This is a genomic window from Saprospiraceae bacterium, from assembly GCA_026129545.1.
GTDB lineage: Bacteria > Bacteroidota > Bacteroidia > Chitinophagales > Saprospiraceae > M3007.
Genome location: JAHCHX010000001.1, coordinates 3,594,777 through 3,614,428 on the forward strand (window position 1 = coordinate 3,594,777; position 19,652 = coordinate 3,614,428).

Consider the following 19,652-nt stretch of genomic DNA (forward strand, 5'->3'; position numbering starts at 1 on the left):
CGAGGTATAAACGAGGCGCTATCGGGATTTGCCCCACTTTAACACCTCAGCACCGAAAGAGGTTTGTATTTCTCCAAAATAGACTCAGATGCTGTTGTAAAATGCCAATCCCTCTTCCATCATTTCACGCCTCACCTCCACCACCCGCATTGAAAACGGCTCGTCGCCCGGCAAAGTCATGCGCACCACGCCTGCCGCGTTTTTTTTGTCTTGTCGCATCAAATCCCACAACGCCGAAAATGCCGATGCCGGAATGTAGCGGTGCGTGAAAAAACACTTGTTCACCGCAATGATGTCCTCCAAGTTTACGGCGCCCCCCATCCTGCTTTCGCAAATCATCCCAATCGCAATCGCCTCTCCGTGAGTGAGTGGCTCCGCCGTGTCCAAAAAATAGCTCTCCAGCGCATGGCCGATGGTGTGGCCGAAATTGAGCAGCGCCCGCACTCCTTTTTCTATGGGGTCGTCCTGCACGACGCGCACTTTGACGGCGATAGAGGCATGCAGCACACCAGCCCACCCATCATCACCCGACAATGCGTCGCTGGCAGTCACCCCAACACATTCTGCCATGATTTTTCCCAACAAAGAAGGTGCGCCAATCAGCGCGTGTTTGATGATTTCTGCCAAACCGCTGCGCAACTCCCGTTCGGGCAAAGTTTTCAAAAACGCAGGGTCAACAAATACAGCGGCGGGGTTCTGAAAAACGCCGAGCGTATTTTTCACGCCCTGAAAATCAATGCCGAGTTTGCCGCCAATAGCGGCATCGGTCATCGCCAACAAAGTGGTCGGCACCTGCACGAAATCCACGCCGCGCTTCCAAGTAGCCGCACAAAACCCGCCGAGGTCGCCGACGACCCCGCCACCAAGATTGATGACAAGCGCCCGACGGTCGAGCCGAGCATCAAGCATGGACAGCCAGATGCGCTGGCAAGTATCAAGGTTTTTGAAACGCTCGCCAGCGGGCATCACCTCGATGGAAAATCCTTCCTGCAAGCTGGTTTTTTCCAAAAAACAAGGCAGGCAAAGTTCCTGAGTGTTCGTGTCGGCAACGAGAAAAAGGTGAGAGTAGCCGCGCTCGCGCAGCCAAGCGGGGAAATGCGCTTTCAAGTCACCAAGCAGAATTGGGCAGCCGTCAAGATAGAAAATATGCGACATGGGGCGAAGGTAGGATTGATGTGCCATAACTTCGCCTCGCCCCTTGCCTTGCTGTCATTCCAACCTTTTCTCTATTCACTCAAACCTGTCTGAATTATGAAGCAACTCACATTCCTCATTTTCTACCTCGCCGCATTGGGCAGTCTCTCCGCCCAAAACGTGCTCAAAGGCCGCGTGACCGACGAAAACGGCGAGCCTTTGGCAGGTGTCACCGTCAGCGAACGCGGCACCGCCAACGGAACCGTGACCGCCTCCGATGGTTCTTTCTCCCTGAACTACAGCCGCGTGGATGCCGTCATCGTGTTTGCCTACACCGGATTTGCCACCCAAGAAGTCGTCACCGATGGCCGCTCCGAAGTCAATATCGTGATGGAAAACGATGATAATTTATTGGGCCAAATTGTCATCATCGGCTCGCGTCGAGCCAACCGAACCCAGACAGAAACCCCTGTCCCGGTGGATGTCATCAACGTCGGGCCAGCCATCCTGACCACCGCACGAGCCGATATCACCAACTTGCTCAACTACGCGGCCCCATCGTTCAACTACAACAAACAAAGCGGCGCGGACGGCGCAGACCACATTGATTTGGCTACCCTGCGAGGGCTTGGCCCCGACCAAACCCTCGTGCTGGTGAATGGCAAACGCCGCCACCAAACCGCTTTCGTGTCAGTGTTTGGCACCCGCGGGCGCGGCAACAGCGGCACCGACCTCAGCGCCATTCCGGTGCAGGCCATTGACCGCGTGGAAATCCTGCGCGACGGCGCTTCCGCCCAGTATGGCTCCGATGCCATAGCGGGCGTGATGAATATCATTCTGAAAAAAAATCCGGGACAGTTCAGCGCCGACATCGGCGTGTCGGGGCACTACGACAACCAGTACAACCCCGCCTTTAAAGACAATCCTTTTGGCTTTTACGAAATAGAGGACGGCAAAAAACTCGATGGCCTGCTCTATAGCATGGGTGCCAACTACGGCATACCCGTGGGCGACAAAGGCGGCGTGGTCAACCTGACGCTCAACTACGCCAATCAAGGCAAAACCTTCCGCCAAGAAATGGACAACGTGTTGCCCATCAACACCGTGCGCCGGGCGCATGGCGATGCTTCCATGCAGCGTTTTGGCGGAATGTTCAATGCCGAAGTGCCGCTAAAAGAGAACGGCCAATTGGTCTTCTACTCGTTCGGCGGATACCACCGCAAGGAGTCGGATGCGTATGCTTTCACGCGCAATTTTTCCGAGCGCCCCGAACGTTTCCCCACCGACGGCGTAGAGTTGATAGAAGTGCCCGGCATCATCAAACAAGACTTGGAAGGGGAGTTTTTTTTCAATCCGCGCATTCGCACCGAAGTGCAGGACATCTCTTTTGCCGCTGGCCTCAACGGTACCTTCGGCGACGACTGGAACTGGGACGCAAGCAACTCGACAGGCTACAACAACTTTCATTTTTTTGGAAACAAAACCTTCAACGCTGGCTTGGGCGCAGGCCAAACCAGCTTCGACGACGGTGGGTTCAGGTTCCTACAAAACACCACCAACCTGAATTTCAGCAAACTTTTCCCCTACGTCATGGAAGGCCTGAACGTCGCGTTTGGCGGTGAGTACCGCTACGAAAACTACCAACTTTTCGCAGGCGAGGAAGCTTCCTATCTGCGCTACGGCCCCGAAATTTTTGACATAGTGCCCATCTTCGAGGGCGGCGAGCTCATCGGCTTCGACACCATCTATCGCCCTGCCGGAGCACAAGGCTTCCCCGGCTACCAACCCGCCGACGAGGTGAATGCCAACCGCTCCTGCATCGGCGTTTATGGAGACTTGGAATTGGACGTGACCAATAAATTCTTGGTGGGACTGGCTGGCCGTTTTGAAAATTACAGCGACTTCGGTTCCACGCTCAATGGCAAATTGGCCTTGCGCTACAAACTCGCCCCCAACTTCAATCTGCGCGGCTCGGCCAGCACAGGCTTCCGCGCACCGTCGTTGCAACAAATCAATTTCAGCAGCACCTTCACCACCGTGCAGGCAGGTCAAATCGCCGAAGTCAAAATCGCGCCGAATGCCAGCACCATCACACAAGCCGCAGGCATCTCCAAACTAAAGGAAGAAAAATCGCTCAACGGCAGCGTGGGATTTTCGTGGAAACCCACCCGCGCACTGACACTGACCCTTGACGGCTATTGGGTTCAGGTGAAAGACCGCGTGGTGCTTTCGGGACAGTTCGGTGCCGACGACCCCTCGCTCAACCCGAACTTTACTGGCGCTTTGCAAAGCCTGAACGTCAGCTATGCGCAGTTTTTTGCCAACGCGGTGAACACCACCAACAAGGGCATTGACATCGTGTTGGACTACAACACGCCCATTGGCAATGGCAACTTCCGAGGATTGCTCACGGCTAATTTTCAGGACATGACCATTGACAAAATCAATGTGCCAAGTCAATTGATTGGCAACAGCGAAACCTTCCTGAGCGACCGCGAACAAGCCTTCATCCTCGCATCGGCACCCAACACAAAAGTGGCTGCCAACTTTGAATACAGCCGGGGCCGGCTCACACTCGGCACTCGCTTCACTTATTTTGGAAAAGTCACCCTGCTCGGCTATGGTGAAGACGGGCTTGGCATCAACCCAATGGTGCCCACCGACAGCGACCCCAATGAGTTTGTGGCTGACAAATACATCTATGGCGGCAAACTGGTGCCAGACGTGTATGCGGGTTGGAAATTCAACAAAAATTTCACGCTGCACGTCGGCGTGGACAACTTCGCCAACGTGCATCCCGATTTGGGCTTTGTGCCGATTGCCAGCGGCTGGGCATTCAACAACGAGACCGGAGGCCCCTGGGATGCGGTGCAAATGGGCGGCAACGGGCTGCGAGCGTTCACGCGCTTGTCGGTGAATTTCTAAGCGTCCAACAGCTGGCTCACCACCTTCCTCACCCCTGTGGAGGCAGGCTCGGCCACAATGGTCAGGTTGGGCATCCGCGACAATTCGAAGTTGACCTGCGGACGCGGGTCCACATAGTAGAAAGGGATGTGCGGGCTGGCATAAATCATCAGACTGGCAGCGGGATAGACTTGCAAAGAAGTGCCGACTATGATAAAAATGTCGGCCTCGGAGGCTAATCCCGCTGCTGGTTCCAGCATGGGCACCGCCTCGCCAAACCACACAATGTGGGGGCGCAATTGGGCACCGCGCGGGCATTGGTCGCCTAGATGCAAGTCCTTATCCCATTGAAAAACGAGGTCGGGGTGGCGCTCCGAACGAACCTTGCGCAATTCGCCGTGCAAGTGCAGCACTTGGGTGCTGCCAGCGCGTTCGTGCAAGTCGTCCACATTTTGGGTCACGATATGCACGTCGTAGTTTTTCTCCAAATCCACGAGCGCCTTGTGCCCGTCGTTGGGTTGCACCCCAAGGAGCTGAGCGCGGCGTTGGTTGTAGAAATCAAGCACCAGCGCGGGGTTGATGGCCCATGCCTCAGGCGTGGCCACATCCTCGATGCGGCGATTCTCCCAAAGACCATCTGAATCGCGGAAAGTTTTGATGCCGCTCTCGGCGGAGATGCCAGCACCCGTGAGAACGACTATTTTCTTCATGGGGTAAAAATAAGCGGGTAGGTCGTAAGTTAAAAGAAATCATTGAGGGTCATTGAGGGTCATTAGGGGTCATTGAGGGTCATTAGAAGGTCATTAGAGGTCATTAGGGGTCATTAGCAATGGTTCGTGAAGAATTTTCAATCCGGCTCTATGATTTTGGCATTTTTGACCAAGTTGGGTTGGCTGACAACCCTACCAAAAAATAAATCCTGAAGACGCTAAAAAATGCAGCTCATTGATTTCAAATGCTTTTGGTTGATTAAATTTTTCACGAACCATCGATTAGGGGTCATTTTAAAAAACAGACAACCATGTCTGCATTGCTTTTAAAAAATGACCCTTAATGACCCCTCAATGACTTCTTTTAACTTACGACCTACCCGCTTCACATTTTGGTGACAAAGGTTCTCTGCTGACCTGTTGAGATGGGGTAGAGACCACGAACCTATCACACATTGGGGGGGGGCGGAAAACCGAGAGTGTTTGTCTGTCGAGTTGGCCGCCGAGCGCCTCACGCTTGTTTCAGCATTTTATTGCCAAAAATGAGGAGGCCGAGCAAAAGAACTGTGAGGATAATCATCGGATTAAACAGTTTTAAAGGTGACTGAATGGGAATATACGATTCGAGATTGATAACGGCCAAGCATGCTGTTTCGTTTCCGCCAAAATGCGCCGTCGTCGTTTATTAACGCCGTTTTATCGGCATTTAACTACTTCTTAAACAAGGTGTGCTGCAAAATCCAACTCAAGCCCATCACCAACCCGCAGCCCAAAGGATTGTACCACAAAAACGGGTCTTTGCTCACGCCGAAAAACAAGTAGGCAATCACTGCCTGCGTCGCCACCGCCGCCCAAAAAACCGCCTGCCCACCGACTTTTTTCAAGAAAAAAGCCGTGAAAAAAATGCCAAGAATCGTGCCGTAAAACAGCGAGCCGACCATGTTCACCGCCTGAATCAGATTGTCGAACAAGTCGAAATAAATGGCAAAAACAGTGATGATGCCGCCCCAAAGCACCGTCGCCCATTTCGACACCCGGAAATAGTGGTGGTCGTCGCGCCCCGGCGCGAAGGAGCGCCGATAAATGTCGGAAACACTGGTGGCCGTCAGGGCGCTGAGTTCGGAGGCCGTCGAGCTCCACGACGCACAAAAAATCACCGCAATCATCAACCCTATGATACCGACCGGGATGTTTCTCAGGATAAAATTGATGAACACATAGTCGGTGTCTTTGTACTTGGTGTTCAGTTCTTGGGCGTATTTCTGGGGCTTGCTTGTTTTCAACGAATCCAGACCGGGGTCGCCTTTTTTATCGGCGCGGTAGATGAGTTCTTTGGCTTGGAAACGCAGCGATTCGCGCGATTTTTCGAGTTGCCTCAGCATCTCCTCGTGGGCAGAGCGAGCCTGTTCGTCGCCGCGCTGAATAGCTTCGTTCAGCCCGTCCAAGACCGATTGTTTTTCGGCAAAAAGGCTGTCGTTCGCTTGTTCCAATCTCCGAAACGATGTTTCATAATCGCTGTCGCTCACCCACGCGCGATGCTCTTGTTTGAAATGCAGCGGCTGGCTGTTGAATTGGTAGAACACAAACACCATCACCCCCACCGACAACACGAGGAACTGCATCGGGATTTTCACAAAACCATTGAACAGCAACCCAAACCGCGTCTCCCGCAGCGACTTGCCCGACAGATAGCGCCCCACTTGGCTTTGGTCGGTGCCGAAATAGGACAGGAAAAGAAACGTGGCACCGAGTATGCCCGACCAGACATTGTAGCGGTTGCTCCAATCGAACGACCAATCCACCACCTGTGTCTTGCCTGTCGCGCCAGCTATTTGCCACGCCTCCGCCATCCCGATTCCCTCGGGCAATTTCTGCAACACCAACACAAAAGCCAGCACGAGGCCACTGAGCATGATGGTCATTTGCAGCTCCTGCGTGCGGCTCACGGCGGTGCTACCGCCCGAAGTGGTGTAAATCACCACAAAAACCGCCATCAGGAAGTTGGTGAACATTAGGTTCCACCCAAACACCACGCTTAGGATAATGCTCGGTGCGTAGATACTGATGGCAGCCGCCATGCCGCGCTGAATGAGGAACAGCACCGCCGTGAGCGTGCGCATGCGCAGGTCGAATCGCTGCTCCAAATACTCATAGGCGGTCGTCACCCGCAAGCGATAATAGACTGGCAACACGAACACGCACAGGAAAATCATCGCTATCGGCATGCCGAAATAATACTGCACGAATTGCATCCCGTCCGCGAAGCCCTGCCCCGGCGTGCTGAGGAAGGTAATCGCGCTGGCCTGCGTCGCCATGACGCTTAGACCGATGGTCCACCATGGCAGGTCGCGTTTTCCGGCCAAAAAATTTTCACTGGTTCCAACGTTGCGGCTTCTCCAAATACCGTAAACCACGATAAACATCAAAGTGCCGACCAAAACAATCCAATCGAGCGTGTGCATGATTTGTTCTTTTTTTTCTAAAAACTTGGGTAGAGGGTGAAAGGCGGAAGGTAGAGGGTTGTGAGCGGAAATCAGCCATCCGCCCCCAACGATTACTCACCCATGCCTGACAATGGCCCGGGGGGGGGCGGCATGAAATACCGCGCAGAGGTATGCTTCCTCGAATGCATGAGGCACTTTTACGGCTGTTTCTGGCAACTTGCACTCAAAGGCCGCTATTTGACGCTCGCGCACTTCCGGTCAATTTCCTGCTAGTCGAAGGTGCGCCAGAAATAGCTTTCCGGCAAGCTGCCTTGGTAGGAGTTGTGCGCGAATGAGGGGTCGAAATTTCTCGGCATTTGACACTCAACCTCTCATTCAGGCGGTAATTTGAAATCACCGCCTGAATGGCACACGTTTTCAACACTTTGCTTCAACCCCTCATCGCGTTAGGTAGAGGATGGAAGACGGAAGGTGAAGGGCTGTGAGGCTTGATTTTGGGTCGCATACTGTTTTGTGGAGGTAAAATTAGCCCTCCGCCCTTTACCTAAGTTTTTGCAAGGCAAAAATAAAAACTCCGTCAGTCTGATGGCGGAATCTTTGCGAAACCCATCAGTTTGGCGATGAGATTTTCGGCAATCGTTGTGTTTCCGTGCGAATGCGGATAATCGTGTAAGTTTGCTGAAAGGACTTGTCGCCCAAAAACCGAAAAGTATCCGGCAACTTATGGTCAAAAATTACCCATGACGCAAATACGCACAAAAAAATGATGCTTCCTAATATGCCCCTTCCCATGTTTGAGACCCGCGCCAGCGGCAAGCTGCTGCTCACGGGCGAGTACTTTGTGCTGGACGGCGCTTTGGCGCTCGCTGTGCCGGTTCGATTCGGCCAAACGCTCCGCGTGGAGGCTGGAAAGGAGCCATCGCGCCTCTCATGGACGAGCAAGACGGAGAAAGGCATTGCTTGGTTTTTGGCGGAATACGAATTGCCCGCCTTTGCACCGCTTACCTTTACCGACCAAAAAACAGCCCACACGCTGGCAGACATACTGGCTTCGTGCCAGCGGCAGAACCCCTCTTTTCTGGCTGGGAAAGAAGGCTTCAAGGTGCTGACGCAAAACGACTTCCCGCGCGAATGGGGGCTTGGCACCAGCAGCACGCTCATTGCTTCCCTTGCCCAATGGGCGGGCGTGAATCCTTATCACGTTTTGTTCGACACCTTGGGCGGCTCCGGTTACGACATTGCCTGCGCCTACGCCAAAGGAGCCATTTTGTACCGATTGGAAGAAGGGCAATCGCCAGTAGTGCAGCCAGTGGTTATTGAGCCGCCATTCTCCCATTCGCTCTACTTTGTTTATTTGGGAAAAAAACAAGATAGCCGCTTGGGTATTCAAAACTACCGCGAACGCGCCAAAGGCGATACGGGTCAACTCGCCGACATTTCTCGACTCACGGAGCGGTTTTTGGCCGCAAAAAACCTTCCTGAGCTGGATGCCGTCGTCCGGGAGCATGAAATGCTCATCAGCCGCGCACTCGACCTGCCCCGCGCCCATGATTTGTATTTCAGCGATTTTTGGGGCGCGACGAAAAGTTTGGGGGCTTGGGGCGGCGATTTCGTGTTGGCAACCAGCCAGCGCCCCGACGCGGAGACGCGGGCCTATTTTCAGCAAAAAGGCTTCGATGTCGTGCTGAACTGGGCAGAAATGGTGGGGACGCTCACAGGCCCTTGACATCCACGTTGACCCTGCCCTTTGAGAAAAGGCTGACCCGAATGCTCGTCGGCGTGACGCGGGTGTTTTCCACCATCACAGAGTCCAAGACACCTGTGAGCAAAACCCCCGGCGAGAGTTCGTAGTGGTTGAGCGTCTCTTGCACGGAGGTTTTCAGATAATTGATGTCTTCGTCCAAGGGGAAGGTCATGGCCTTTTTCATTTGATTTTTGATGGTGCCTTGAAAGAGCCACGAGGCCGTTCGATGCAGGAAATTGCGGGTATCAATGTGGTAGTCAAGGTCTTTCACCTCAATCTGGTTCTTTTGTGGGTTGTATTCCGGCCTGCCGATGAAGTAGATATTGCCGTTGAAGGAGCCGCTGAGTTTTGAGTTGACCACCAAGCGGTCGTTGTTGCCCCAGAGCTTGATGTCTTCCACTTTCACCTTGTTTTTGCCCGACTCGAACACTTGGCCCACCATCATGCCTTTGGCCAAACGCTCGGCTTCCGGGAAAGGCACATCGGTGGCCACGCGCACATGAAACTCGTCGTTGGCATCGGTGATGTATAGTAGGTTGGGCAAATTGGAGTTTTCGCGGAAGCGCGGTTTTTCGCCAAATGTGACCTCGTTGATGCAGTTGATGGCGATTTTAGTGCGGATGACATCGTTGAAGGTGGTGATGGGGGTCATGGCGATGCCTGTGGGGGTGGTTTTTACCCACATACGGTAAGTGGAATCGAGCAAGATAGGCTCTTGGATGGCCGACCAGACCTCTTGTATGTATGGTTTGAGCGAGATTTGCTGGCTCACCATTCGGTCGAGCGACTGGCTGATGGTCTTTTTGCTTTGGTTGAGCGCGAGGTTGGCTAGGGTCTCGATGCTGATGTTGCCCATCCCGGTTTTCAGTTTTGGCTTTGAGAGCCACTCGTGGTATTCCACGTCGGTGGAAGTAGAAAGCGACCAGTCCTCCTTGATGCTAAACGTGGTTTTCATGTTGAGCGCCAGCTCGGCTTCTGCTTCTGCATCTGCCACGAGCAGGCTTTTTTTCATCCAAAGTTTGAGCGGCACGCGGTATTTGATGGTGTTGCCGCTCAAAAACAGGGAGATGTCCTGCGCTTTCCAGATGGTGAGCATCAGGCCGTCGTTGCCATTGTCGGTATAAGACAGGTCTTCGTAGAGTGCCTTGCCCGTGAGGCTGCGGTTGAGGCTGAGCGCGATGTCGCGCACCGCGACACTGACCGGGACGACGATGTTGGAGACGAGCGGCTGCTCATTGGCAGGGCTGTAGTCTTCTGGCGGCTTGGGGGCATTGGTGATTTTGGAGGATTTGCAAAAGGGCAATAAAAGGATAATGGCTAAAAGACTGAAGCCGGTTTTTGCCGTCATGGATGGAATCGTTTTTTTGAATGAATGAAAGTATGCCGAGACCGCTTCACTTGCGCACCACCACGAATTCCACGCGTCGGTTTTGCGCCCGGCCTTCTTCGGTGTCGTTGGTGGCGATAGGCTGATGTTTGCCAGCGCCCCGATAACGCAGTCGCCCCGGCTTGATTTTGTTTTCGAGCAAAAAGATGACGACCGATTTGGCACGACAGCGAGAGAGAAACTTGTTGTAGTCGTCGTCGCCGATGCTATCGGTGTGACCGATTATTTCGATGACCATATTGGGGTGTTCCTGCATGATTTGCAACAACTTGTTGAGCTCCACATAAGAGCGCGGCATCAGTTCGTCTTTGTCAAATTCGAAGTAGATGTTTTTCAGCGTGATGGGCTTGCCGGGTTCCAATTTTTGCTTGGTCAAGTCATCGGGTTTCACAGGCACCGTGATGAAGGGAGGTATTTTTTTCACCAACACATCGTCTAAGTAGTAGTAGGCGTAGTTGAAACAATCGTCGCGGTGCGCCTTAGCCTGCGTCTTGTCGTCGTCCTTAAAATTGCCGAGCAGCAAATAGTCGTACTCTTTGTCGGCCACAAAAGTGCCGCTCACTTTCACCCATTTGCCACCTGGAGCCTCCACGATGTCTTTTGCGCTGACGTGTGGCTCGGCAAAGACAAACTCCTCCGCCCGCTTTTCGATGCGTTTTTCCGAAAAATAGGCTCCGATATTGTTGATTTGAAGCGAACGCTCCAGTTGCGCCACCCAGAATTCCACCAGATAGGTTTGCCCCATCACAAGCGGTTCGGCCAGCTGTATCTCGATATATTCGCGGCAGTGCGGCTTGCCGTTTTTGCAGCCGTAGAGCGTAAGCCCCGCCATGCTTTTCCCCGTGCGCGGCTTTTGGTCGCCGAAGCCCTTGTCGGCCCAATCACGGGGCACCACCACATCGGGGCCATACACGTCGGGGCTGGTGGTGGTGGCGCTGAACCAATACTTCATGACGTGCCCAAAAAAAGCACCGTTGTATGACCACCCGATGGGAGCGTTGCTGTATCGCTCGAAGCTTGGGTTTGGCACGATATTTTGCGATGAGGGCTGCTGTGAAAAGCCGTTGCAAGGCAAAAGCGTTGCAAGTAGTATGTTTGACCAAATTTTCATTCAAAAGTGGGCACCGTTTTGACTTGCTCGTGCCTCTTTGTCGCGTTTTTAAGCAAAGCATCAAAAGAGGCGAATTTGACAAAATGATGTTTTGGACATCGTTCAAAATTAAGTGTTTTTGAAAATTATATTTGCCAACGCCTGATTTCGCACGAGCAGAGTACCTTTGCGAACAATTTTTTTAATCCATTCAACAACATCAAATGCACCACAAAGATTTAAAAACTCGCAACATCAAATCCATGAATATCGCAGTCATCGGCACCGGTTACGTCGGTCTCGTCACCGGCACTTGCTTCGCAGAAACAGGCAACAACGTCATCTGCGTTGACAACAACGAGCAAAAAGTCAAGCGCCTCCTGAAAGGTGAAATTCCCATCTTCGAGCCGGGGCTTGACGTGCTCTTCGAGCGCAACACCAAAGAAGGCCGCCTTCACTTCACTACCCAACTGCGCGATGCGGTGGAACAGGCGCAAATTATTTTTCTCGCTCTCCCCACCCCTCCGGGTGAAGATGGAAGCGCCGACCTGTCGTACATCATGGGTGTCGCGCGCGATTTGGGCGGCATCATCTCCGAATACAAGGTAATTGTGGACAAAAGTACCGTGCCCGTCGGGACGGCGGAAAAAGTGGCGGCTATTTTGGCGGAAAAACTGCCGAAAAAAATGTTCGACGTAGTTTCCAACCCCGAATTCTTGCGCGAAGGCGTGGCCGTGGAAGATTTTCTCAAACCCGACCGCGTGGTGGTGGGCACGCGCAGCGAAAAGGCACGCAAGCTGATGAAACAGCTCTACGAGCCATTTGTCCGTCAAGGCAACCCCATCTTCTTCATGGATGAACGCTCTGCGGAAATGACCAAATACGCCGCCAACGCTTACCTCGCCACGCGCATTTCCTTCATGAACGAAATCGCCAACCTCTGCGAAAAGGTGGGGGCCAACGTGGACCAAGTGCGCATCGGGATGGGTAGCGACAGCCGCATCGGCAAGCGATTCCTCTTCCCGGGCATTGGCTATGGAGGCTCTTGTTTCCCAAAAGATGTGCAGGCGCTGGCCAAAACAGCAAGCGTACACGCATACGATTTTAAAATTTTGAAATCGGTGATGAAGGTCAACACCATTCAAAAAGGGGTTTTGACGAAGAAAATTCGCAAGTTTTTCAAAAATGACCTCGCCGGGAAAACCTTCGCGGTATGGGGGCTCGCTTTCAAGCCCAACACCGACGACATCCGCGAGGCACCTGCCCTTGTCATCATGGATGAGTTGCTGAACGCAGGCGCGAAAGTGCGCACATTCGACCCAGAGGCTATGGACAATGTGAGAGCGATTTACGGCGACCGCATCCAATTCTGCGACAATATGTACGACGCGCTCATGGGGGCCGACTGCCTATGCATCATGACGGAATGGCAAGAGTTTCGCAGCCCCGATTTCGAGCGCATGAAGGCGATGCTCCACGAGCCTATCATCTTCGATGGCCGCAATGTGTACGATTTGGAGCAGATGAAATCGCTCGGCTTCCAGTATCTAAGCATTGGCCGCCCGAAAGTGAAAAGCAAAAAACGGGTGGCCGCATTGGCAGATTGATTTAAAGCGCCTGTTTGTTGAACGTTTCCAATCGAGAGCCAGGCATGAAACACACACTGTGGTTTCTGTCATTCTTTTTTCTGCTCTTCGCGGGCGACCGCGCGGGGGGGCATTTCCTGCAACGAATGTCGGATGCGAGCCAGTTTCGCTATGCGCGTCTCTACCGAGGCGAGGCCGCCGCCGATGTGTTGCTTGTGGGCAACTCGCGCGGATTGACTTTTTACCAACCCTACATCGAGGAGGTGACGGGGCTGCGCACCTTCAACCTGAGCTACAACGGCCTCCCCATGGATGTGGCCAAAGTGTTGGTGCTCGACTATCTCGACCGTCACCCACCCCCGCGAAAAATGGTGCTCGACATCACTCTCTGCGACCGCGCCAATCCAGCCCTGACAGCGGGCTTTCTCACATACGCCCATCTCTCACATCGCCTCGACACCCTGCTTCGGCATCAAACACCCAAAGTCTGGCGGGGGGGCAAGTTGTCGGCATTGTTCAGGCTCAACAACGAGATATTTCAACGGGCGCTCTACTACCGCAACCGCACGGACGCGGATTGGCTGCTCGACCGCACCATAGCACCCGCTTTGGTGGCAGAGGCCGACAGCGCCTCCCTTCAATTTGACGTACACCCGGCACTCATACAGCACCTAAAAGAAACCGTGGCCGCTGCCCATGCGAAAGGAGTGGCGATAGAACTCGTCATAAGCCCTTACTTTCCCAATTTGACCGTGCGGAATTTGGACGCGCTGAAAAATGAAATCGAGCAAACCACCCAACTGACTGTGCGCGATTATCGCCGGGCATTGACCAATCCAAGCGATTTTGGCGACTATGCTCACCCGAATAAAAGGGGCAGCGCGAAATACATTGACTTGTTGAGAGGTGATGGGGTGCTGTGAGACGGATTCAAGTTTCAGATGCCGTTCTCTCACCGGAGATTCAACCATCCTAAAAACTTACACTTCGCGCCGCCAAGTTTTGGGCGTGGCTAAAAGCGCAATCTGTTCAAAATCAGGGAGAGCAATCATGGTCATTTGACAAATCTTAGTGAATCAAGGTAAAGCGACGCAAAGCGCACCTACCTTACAGCCGCCAATTCGACACCACGCTCCCATCCTTTTCAAAAAAACGAATCTCCGTGTCCGCGCCATCAAACACCGCGTAGGAGTTGTGATACATCCAGTCGCCAAGATTGAGGTAGCGGCTCCGGCCATTCTCCAATCGCCAGTCCACCGGCAAATGGCGGTGGCCGAAAATGAAGTAGTCCGGCTCGATGCCCTGACTGATTTTGCGGTGACAATACTGCAAAAGCCATTCGCGCTCCGCTCCGAGCCAGTCACGCTCGGCCGGCGGGGTGGCGGCACGGCTTTTTTGAGAAGAAAAATTGGCCAACCGAGTGCCCAAATCAGGGTGAAACCAACCAAACAGCCACTGGCTCAACGGATGCACGAACACCTTTTTCATTCGCTTGTAGCCTTTGTCGTTAGGCCCGAGGCCGTCGCCGTGACCAATAAAAAAAGTTTTTCCGTGTATCTCGCGCCGAATCGGCTTTTTGAAAACAGGTATCCCGAACTCCTGCTCAAAGTAGCCGAACATCCACAAATCGTGATTGCCCGTGAAAGCAAAAATGGGCACGCCTCCATCGCGCAACTCGGCCAATTTGCCAAACAAACGACTGAAACCCTTAGGAACCACCGTCTTGTATTCGAACCAGAATTCGAACAAATCACCCACCAAGTAAACAGCCTCCGCATCGGGAGCCACCATATCAAGCCAGCGCACCATTTGTCGCTCGCGTTCGGCGCTTGTCAGCCGCGCATCCGCGCCCAAGTGAAAATCGGAAGCGAAGAAGGTCTTTTTCATCGCGGCAAAGGTATCTATCTGAGGCGCTACATTTGTCCCCGAAAATAACACACGCAAACTCAAAAACACACCAAGCACATGATAGTAGTAACGGGCGCGGCAGGGTTCATCGGCTCCTGCATGGTGAAAAGGCTCAACGACGCGGGGCATTCCGACATATTGGCAGTGGACGATTTTTCGCGCCCCGAAAAAAACCGGAACCTCGAAGGCAAAAAACTTTGGGGGCAGGTGCATCGCAACAATTTCGTGCGTTGGCTCGAGCGCAACCATGCCGATGTGGACGCGGTGCTGCACCTCGGCGCTCGCACCGACACGACCGAGACGGACACCGCCATCTTCGACGAACTCAACCTCGAATACTCCCGCGCCTTGTGGATGCTTTGCGCGGGCTTCCAAACCCCGTTTCTCTATGCCAGCAGCGCCGCCACTTACGGCTTGGGCGAAATCGGCTATTCCGATGCCCACGCCGTTATTCCCCAGTTAAAACCCCTCAACCCCTACGGCCAATCAAAACAAGACTTCGATGTGTGGGTGCTGGGCATATCGGATAGAGAAGAAAAGGAAGGCCCCGCCTCCACCCTTTGCCCCCCTGCTTGGGCAGGCTTCAAATTCTTCAACGTGTACGGCCCCAACGAGTATCACAAAGGCCGCATGGCATCGGTCATATTCCACACCGCCCGGCAAATAAAAGCCACCGGAGGCATGAAACTCTTTCGCTCGCACCGTCCCGACTTCAAGGACGGCGAGCAAAGCCGCGACTTCATCTATGTGAAAGACGTGGTGGACGTGTTGCTTTTCTTTTTGGAAAAAAGACCGCCCAATGCGATTTACAACCTCGGCACAGGCAAGGCCCGCACCTTCCTCGACTTGGCCACCGGCACCTTCCGCGCCTTGAATCAGGAGCCTAACATCTCCTTCGTTGACACGCCTGCCGACATCCGCGACACCTATCAGTACTTCACCCAAGCCGAAATGGACAAACTCCGCTCTGCTGGCTACCACGAGCCATTCTATGGCTTGGAAGAAGGAATCGAAGACTACGTCCAGCGTTATCTGAAAGAGGAAACCATCTATTGAGTGGGGGCTCGACCCTTGCAAACAAAACGCTCCAACGGGCAAACAACCCATACGCCGCACAGACAAATCAGCCATGAAAATCCATAATTGGGGCATCATCGGTCTTGGAAAAATCGCTCGCAAATTTGCTGACGACCTAAGGTTGCTGCCGAATGCCCGCCTTCACGCAGTAGCCTCCACTTCGCTCGAACGCGCTCAAGCCTTCGCCGCCGAATACGACGCGCCGCACGCTTTTGGGCGCTACCACGACCTCGTGCATTGCCCCGATTTGGACATCGTCTATGTCGCCACGCCGCACGTTTTGCACTGCGAAAACACACTGCTTTGCTTGGAAAACAACATCCCCGTTTTGTGCGAAAAACCCTTCGCCATGAATATCGGTGAAGCCCGCCGCATGGTCGCAGCCGCTCGGCAAAATCGCGTCTTTCTCATGGAAGCCCTGTGGACACGCTTCATTCCGGCGGTCAATCACGCCTTTGAACTCGTGGAAAAAGGCGAAATCGGAGAAGCGCACACGGTCAAGGCAGATTTCGGCTATTGTATGCCTTTCGACCCAAATTCTCGCGTGTTCAACAAAGCCCTCGGCGGCGGCTCTTTGCTCGACATCGGGATTTACCCTGCCTTGCTCGCGCTTTTTATGTTTGGAAAACCCGCCGTAGAGGACATCCTCGCCGCCGCCACCTTCACCCAAACCAACGTGGACGAAAGTTGCGCCTTCACTTTTCAATATCCCGGCAAACGCCTCGCACTTGGCCATTCCACCATCGCTGCCAACACACCCGTGGAGGCTTGGATCCACGGGCGGGAAGGCACGATTCACCTCCATCCGCGCTGGCACCACACCGACCGGCTCACTGTTTCAAAATACGAAGGCCGCACGGAAGTCAAGCGCGATTTGCATATCCCCTACGAAGGCTGGGGCTACGCTTTCGAGGCGGCTCATGTGATGCAATGCCTTGAAAACGAAATGCTTGAAAGCGATAAAGTGCCGTTGGACTTTACACTGAATCTGGTGGAGACGCTGGATGCTATCAGAGAAAAGGTGGGGTTGATTTATTGAGGCCAACCATTTGTATCCATCCACACCACGATTAGCAAACACGGGCAGATGCTTGCAGCGTGACAGGGGGCTTGCTTGTATTTCTTATTTATCCCTTTGCCTGAGTGCGTCGCCAGGTTCGGCCTGTCGCAAAACCGCCGTTGGCGGCAGAGTTTCTGTCTTTCGTCAAAGTGTCTGTTATTTTTCTCTGCAAGAACATTCGTGGTGCTCGCTAATGTATTTTATTGATTCTATGCAGAGTTCTTTTAAAACTGACAAATTGATGTCGGAAAGTTTTTTCACATAGATGCAGGCTTTGCTCATTTTGAACTTGCCAAGGTCGGCTAGCAATAATTTACTTCTCTCAGTATCAGAATAAACGTAGAGTGAAAACGCTGCTTTTCTTGGGGAAAATCCAAGAACAGGTGCATCGCCTTCATGTCCGCTTGCATACTTGTAATGGTAGTTGCCGAATCCGATAATGGTCGGCCCCCACATTTTAGGCTCAGAGTCAGACCACTCTTGCATTAACTCCAACAGTCGAAAACTGTCTGCTTTTTTCTGTTCGGTGTCAACGTAAGAATTTACAAAATCCATTACGTCTTGACCCGTGTAAATTGTCTTTGCTTTTGTCATAATTCGGATTTTTATTACTATACTTATCGTGGTGAAGGGCCTTGGCGAAGGGAAAGCCTTCCTCCGCAACAAGTCTACTGCCTTAAAATTTTTTCCATCTTTTTGCCTTTTGCCAACTCGTCCACTAACTTGTCTAAATACCTCGTTTGTCTTGTTAGTGAGTTTTCAATTTCTTCTATCCGATAACCACAAATTACTCCTGTAATTAGTTCTGCTTTGGGGTTGAGTTTTGCGCTCTTAAAAAATGTTTCAAAAGTCACTTTCTCGTCAATGAGTTTTTGCAATTTTGGAGTGTCAAAACCTGTCAGCCATTCTATGACTTGATGCAATTCTTCAATGGACCTGCCTTTGCTTTCCACTTTTGTAACGTAGTGCGGATACACAGTCGCAAAAATCATTTTTGCAATTCGCTCATCGTGCTCGGGAGTGGTTTTCATATCGTTTGTTTTATTTTGCCTGCGAAAAGTCTGTCGTGTTAGGTGATTTGTGGTTTTTTCGTCTTTTTTTAGTTGTCGTTTTGTTGTCGCTACCAAGGTTTTTTGAGCTTTGTGTTCGCGCGGGTTTCGAAGCACAAAACTGTCAACCATGCATCCGCCAAAGGCGGAATAGAAACACTGCACTTGATTTATACCTCGCGCCGCCAAGTTTTCAGCATCGTCTAGGGTAACGTTTACTAAACTTCAAAAGTTTAGTAAACGTGATCTCATCCTTCCAACCATGCTGAAAACTTGGCGGCACGAGGTATAACCACGTCTGCCCTCATTGCGGCAAACGGTTGTTAGCGGTTCGGGCTTTTTTCCTTAATGTCATTTTTACCGACAACTGAAGTAGTCAATAAAATATTTGTGCTTAAACAATATCGTCAAGATGACTGTGTATGTCACTAACTCTGCAACCATAGCAATATACTTTGTCTGGCTTGTCATAAATCCAAAGGTCTCAATGACGCAGATTGTGAAAAGCATCGTATATGCCGCTAGTAGAAACTCGCGGGTTTTGCTCCAGCCTGTAAAATAACCAAGCAAGAACCCTGTCGAGGTAATAATTACAGAGCCCCAATGAATCGGAAGCAACCATCTTGGAAAGTCAAGGTTGGTATATGGGGGCCAAGGCACTTTTGTAGAAATCAATTCTATCATACCACCTGCTGACCACAGGAAAAGAAAAATGTGTATTAACACTAAAAGGTATCCAAAGTATTGCATGGTAGGTTGTTTTGTGTATTATAGTCGCTCCAGAGTGGTTGTGAACAAAGCGGTTCATGCGACGACAGGCTTGCCGAGTCGCTGAAACTTAAAAGAGATGTAAAAACTTAGCCAGCCTGAAAGACGATAGGATTTCTATCAAAAGCATGAATCAGGTTCTGGAAAACGTTCATTGAATGTTTGCGAAGGGTTGAGGTGAAGGATTGGATGCGCGCATAGTGCTGCGCACCTTTGAAGGTCTGGAAATTGGTAGCGACCTTCTGCTTGGTTTTCAGGCAGCGGATGTCGCGCTCGGCCTGATTGTTGGAAAACGGGACGCCTTCGACAAAGGCAAAGGCAAGCCACCTGTCCTGGTGTTCGAGCAGGCGGTTGGGCAGGTTTCGGCCTTTCGAGTTCTTGGGCTTGCCCCTCTTGCCCTGCTTGGGCGGCGGTTCTTCCCGTTCGGCCAACTGGCAGATATGCCGGAACTCCCGCTCCCAGCTTTTGCCTGTCGGCCACTATGGCGAGCCGCTTTTGGCTGTCACGATAAAGGTCGAGCAGGAACCGTGCATCTGGGTTGCCCATTTGGAGCCGTTTTCCATCAGGTTGGTCAGTTCGCGCAGCAGGTGGGCGCCGCACAGGGCATGTTGGCACTGCTTGAAGCCGAAGTAAGGCTCCCAGCAGTCGTGCACGGCTCGGTTCTGAAAATCCTTGCGCAGCGAATCCTCGCTCTCCAGCGCCTCCCTGCCCCGTTTTTTATGGACGAACAGGTAGGTGAACCACGCGGTGGAGGCGACATGAAACCAGTGGAGTTTTTCTCCACCCGCATG

General features: G+C 52.5%; 15 protein-coding genes and 1 pseudogene. 6 read left to right on the forward strand and 10 right to left on the reverse strand.

What is annotated here, in order from left to right:
* Positions 1 to 84: 84 nt before the first annotated feature.
* Positions 85 to 1,182 carry a 3-dehydroquinate synthase gene (locus tag KIS77_14030; protein MCW5923459.1) on the reverse strand — a complete coding sequence of 366 codons (1,098 nt, stop codon included), beginning with the start codon at positions 1,180 to 1,182 and terminating at the stop codon, positions 85 to 87.
* 69 nt (positions 1,183 to 1,251) lie between these two features.
* On the opposite strand from KIS77_14030, the gene KIS77_14035 reads away from it, so the two are divergent.
* Positions 1,252 to 4,059, forward strand: a complete 2,808-nt coding sequence (locus tag KIS77_14035) for a TonB-dependent receptor (GenBank protein ID MCW5923460.1) — start codon at positions 1,252 to 1,254, stop codon at positions 4,057 to 4,059.
* Here KIS77_14035 and KIS77_14040 read toward each other — a convergent pair.
* Positions 4,056 to 4,748 carry an NAD-dependent deacylase gene (locus KIS77_14040; protein MCW5923461.1) on the reverse strand — a complete coding sequence of 231 codons (693 nt, stop codon included), beginning with the start codon at positions 4,746 to 4,748 and terminating at the stop codon, positions 4,056 to 4,058. The genes KIS77_14035 and KIS77_14040 overlap by 4 nt on opposite strands.
* A 710-nt stretch (positions 4,749 to 5,458) precedes the next feature.
* Positions 5,459 to 7,210 (reverse strand): sodium:solute symporter, encoded by a 1,752-nt coding sequence (locus KIS77_14045; protein MCW5923462.1) that lies wholly within the window; start codon positions 7,208 to 7,210, stop codon positions 5,459 to 5,461.
* 745 nt (positions 7,211 to 7,955) lie between these two features.
* Between KIS77_14045 and KIS77_14050 the strand changes: the two genes are divergently transcribed.
* On the forward strand, positions 7,956 to 8,918 hold the full coding sequence (locus KIS77_14050; GenBank protein MCW5923463.1) for a hypothetical protein: 963 nt from the start codon (positions 7,956 to 7,958) through the stop codon (positions 8,916 to 8,918).
* Here KIS77_14050 and KIS77_14055 read toward each other — a convergent pair.
* Both KIS77_14055 and KIS77_14060 read right to left on the reverse strand, forming a co-directional pair.
* Positions 8,905 to 10,284 (reverse strand): DUF4403 family protein, encoded by a 1,380-nt coding sequence (locus KIS77_14055; protein ID MCW5923464.1) that lies wholly within the window; start codon positions 10,282 to 10,284, stop codon positions 8,905 to 8,907. The genes KIS77_14050 and KIS77_14055 overlap by 14 nt on opposite strands.
* Before the next feature lie 46 nt (positions 10,285 to 10,330).
* Positions 10,331 to 11,434, reverse strand: coding sequence for an OmpA family protein (locus KIS77_14060; protein ID MCW5923465.1), 1,104 nt, complete (start codon positions 11,432 to 11,434; stop codon positions 10,331 to 10,333).
* A 242-nt stretch (positions 11,435 to 11,676) separates the two neighbouring features.
* Here KIS77_14060 and KIS77_14065 point away from each other — a divergent pair, with 242 nt between their 5' ends.
* Both KIS77_14065 and KIS77_14070 read left to right on the forward strand, forming a co-directional pair.
* Positions 11,677 to 13,020, forward strand: a complete 1,344-nt coding sequence (locus tag KIS77_14065; protein ID MCW5923466.1) for a UDP-glucose/GDP-mannose dehydrogenase family protein — start codon at positions 11,677 to 11,679, stop codon at positions 13,018 to 13,020.
* 44 nt (positions 13,021 to 13,064) lie between these two features.
* Positions 13,065 to 13,922 (forward strand): hypothetical protein, encoded by an 858-nt coding sequence (locus tag KIS77_14070; protein ID MCW5923467.1) that lies wholly within the window; start codon positions 13,065 to 13,067, stop codon positions 13,920 to 13,922.
* Between the two features lie 184 nt (positions 13,923 to 14,106).
* On the opposite strand, the gene KIS77_14075 is transcribed toward KIS77_14070, so the two are convergent.
* Positions 14,107 to 14,886, reverse strand: coding sequence for a UDP-2,3-diacylglucosamine diphosphatase (locus KIS77_14075; protein ID MCW5923468.1), 780 nt, complete (start codon positions 14,884 to 14,886; stop codon positions 14,107 to 14,109).
* A gap of 78 nt (positions 14,887 to 14,964) precedes the next feature.
* Here KIS77_14075 and rfaD point away from each other — a divergent pair, with 78 nt between their 5' ends.
* Together rfaD and KIS77_14085 are read left to right on the forward strand one after the other, a co-directional pair.
* On the forward strand, positions 14,965 to 15,963 hold the full coding sequence (gene rfaD, locus KIS77_14080) for an ADP-glyceromanno-heptose 6-epimerase (protein ID MCW5923469.1): 999 nt from the start codon (positions 14,965 to 14,967) through the stop codon (positions 15,961 to 15,963).
* Positions 15,964 to 16,036: 73 nt separating this feature from the next.
* Complete coding sequence (locus tag KIS77_14085; protein MCW5923470.1) at positions 16,037 to 17,023, forward strand: Gfo/Idh/MocA family oxidoreductase; 987 nt, start codon at positions 16,037 to 16,039, stop codon at positions 17,021 to 17,023.
* Positions 17,024 to 17,200: 177 nt separating this feature from the next.
* Here KIS77_14085 and KIS77_14090 read toward each other — a convergent pair whose 3' ends face one another.
* The 4 genes and pseudogenes from KIS77_14090 to KIS77_14105 all read right to left on the reverse strand — a co-directional run bounded on the left by KIS77_14090 (position 17,201) and on the right by KIS77_14105 (position 19,646).
* A complete protein-coding gene (locus KIS77_14090) occupies positions 17,201 to 17,638 on the reverse strand; it encodes a DUF1801 domain-containing protein (protein ID MCW5923471.1) in 438 nt (145 codons plus the stop codon).
* Positions 17,639 to 17,712: 74 nt separating this feature from the next.
* Complete coding sequence (locus KIS77_14095) at positions 17,713 to 18,075, reverse strand: DUF2200 domain-containing protein (GenBank protein ID MCW5923472.1); 363 nt, start codon at positions 18,073 to 18,075, stop codon at positions 17,713 to 17,715.
* A gap of 875 nt (positions 18,076 to 18,950) precedes the next feature.
* A complete protein-coding gene (locus KIS77_14100) occupies positions 18,951 to 19,292 on the reverse strand; it encodes a transposase (GenBank protein ID MCW5923473.1) in 342 nt (113 codons plus the stop codon).
* Positions 19,293 to 19,340: 48 nt separating this feature from the next.
* Positions 19,341 to 19,646, reverse strand: a pseudogene (locus tag KIS77_14105) (transposase).
* Positions 19,647 to 19,652 lie beyond the last annotated feature (6 nt).

Bases quoted from the DNA above. Each gene is read 5' to 3' on its own strand.
- KIS77_14030 (MCW5923459.1), bottom strand. From the start codon at position 1,182: ATGGCACATCAATCCTACCTTCGCCCCATGTCGCATATTTTCTATCTT.
- KIS77_14035 (MCW5923460.1), top strand. From the start codon at position 1,252: ATGAAGCAACTCACATTCCTCATTTTCTACCTCGCCGCATTGGGCAGT.
- KIS77_14040 (MCW5923461.1), bottom strand. From the start codon at position 4,748: ATGAAGAAAATAGTCGTTCTCACGGGTGCTGGCATCTCCGCCGAGAGC.
- KIS77_14045 (MCW5923462.1), bottom strand. From the start codon at position 7,210: ATGCACACGCTCGATTGGATTGTTTTGGTCGGCACTTTGATGTTTATC.
- KIS77_14050 (MCW5923463.1), top strand. From the start codon at position 7,956: ATGATGCTTCCTAATATGCCCCTTCCCATGTTTGAGACCCGCGCCAGC.
- KIS77_14055 (MCW5923464.1), bottom strand. From the start codon at position 10,284: ATGACGGCAAAAACCGGCTTCAGTCTTTTAGCCATTATCCTTTTATTG.
- KIS77_14060 (MCW5923465.1), bottom strand. From the start codon at position 11,434: ATGAAAATTTGGTCAAACATACTACTTGCAACGCTTTTGCCTTGCAAC.
- KIS77_14065 (MCW5923466.1), top strand. From the start codon at position 11,677: ATGAATATCGCAGTCATCGGCACCGGTTACGTCGGTCTCGTCACCGGC.
- KIS77_14070 (MCW5923467.1), top strand. From the start codon at position 13,065: ATGAAACACACACTGTGGTTTCTGTCATTCTTTTTTCTGCTCTTCGCG.
- KIS77_14075 (MCW5923468.1), bottom strand. From the start codon at position 14,886: ATGAAAAAGACCTTCTTCGCTTCCGATTTTCACTTGGGCGCGGATGCG.
- rfaD (MCW5923469.1), top strand. From the start codon at position 14,965: ATGATAGTAGTAACGGGCGCGGCAGGGTTCATCGGCTCCTGCATGGTG.
- KIS77_14085 (MCW5923470.1), top strand. From the start codon at position 16,037: ATGAAAATCCATAATTGGGGCATCATCGGTCTTGGAAAAATCGCTCGC.
- KIS77_14090 (MCW5923471.1), bottom strand. From the start codon at position 17,638: ATGACAAAAGCAAAGACAATTTACACGGGTCAAGACGTAATGGATTTT.
- KIS77_14095 (MCW5923472.1), bottom strand. From the start codon at position 18,075: ATGAAAACCACTCCCGAGCACGATGAGCGAATTGCAAAAATGATTTTT.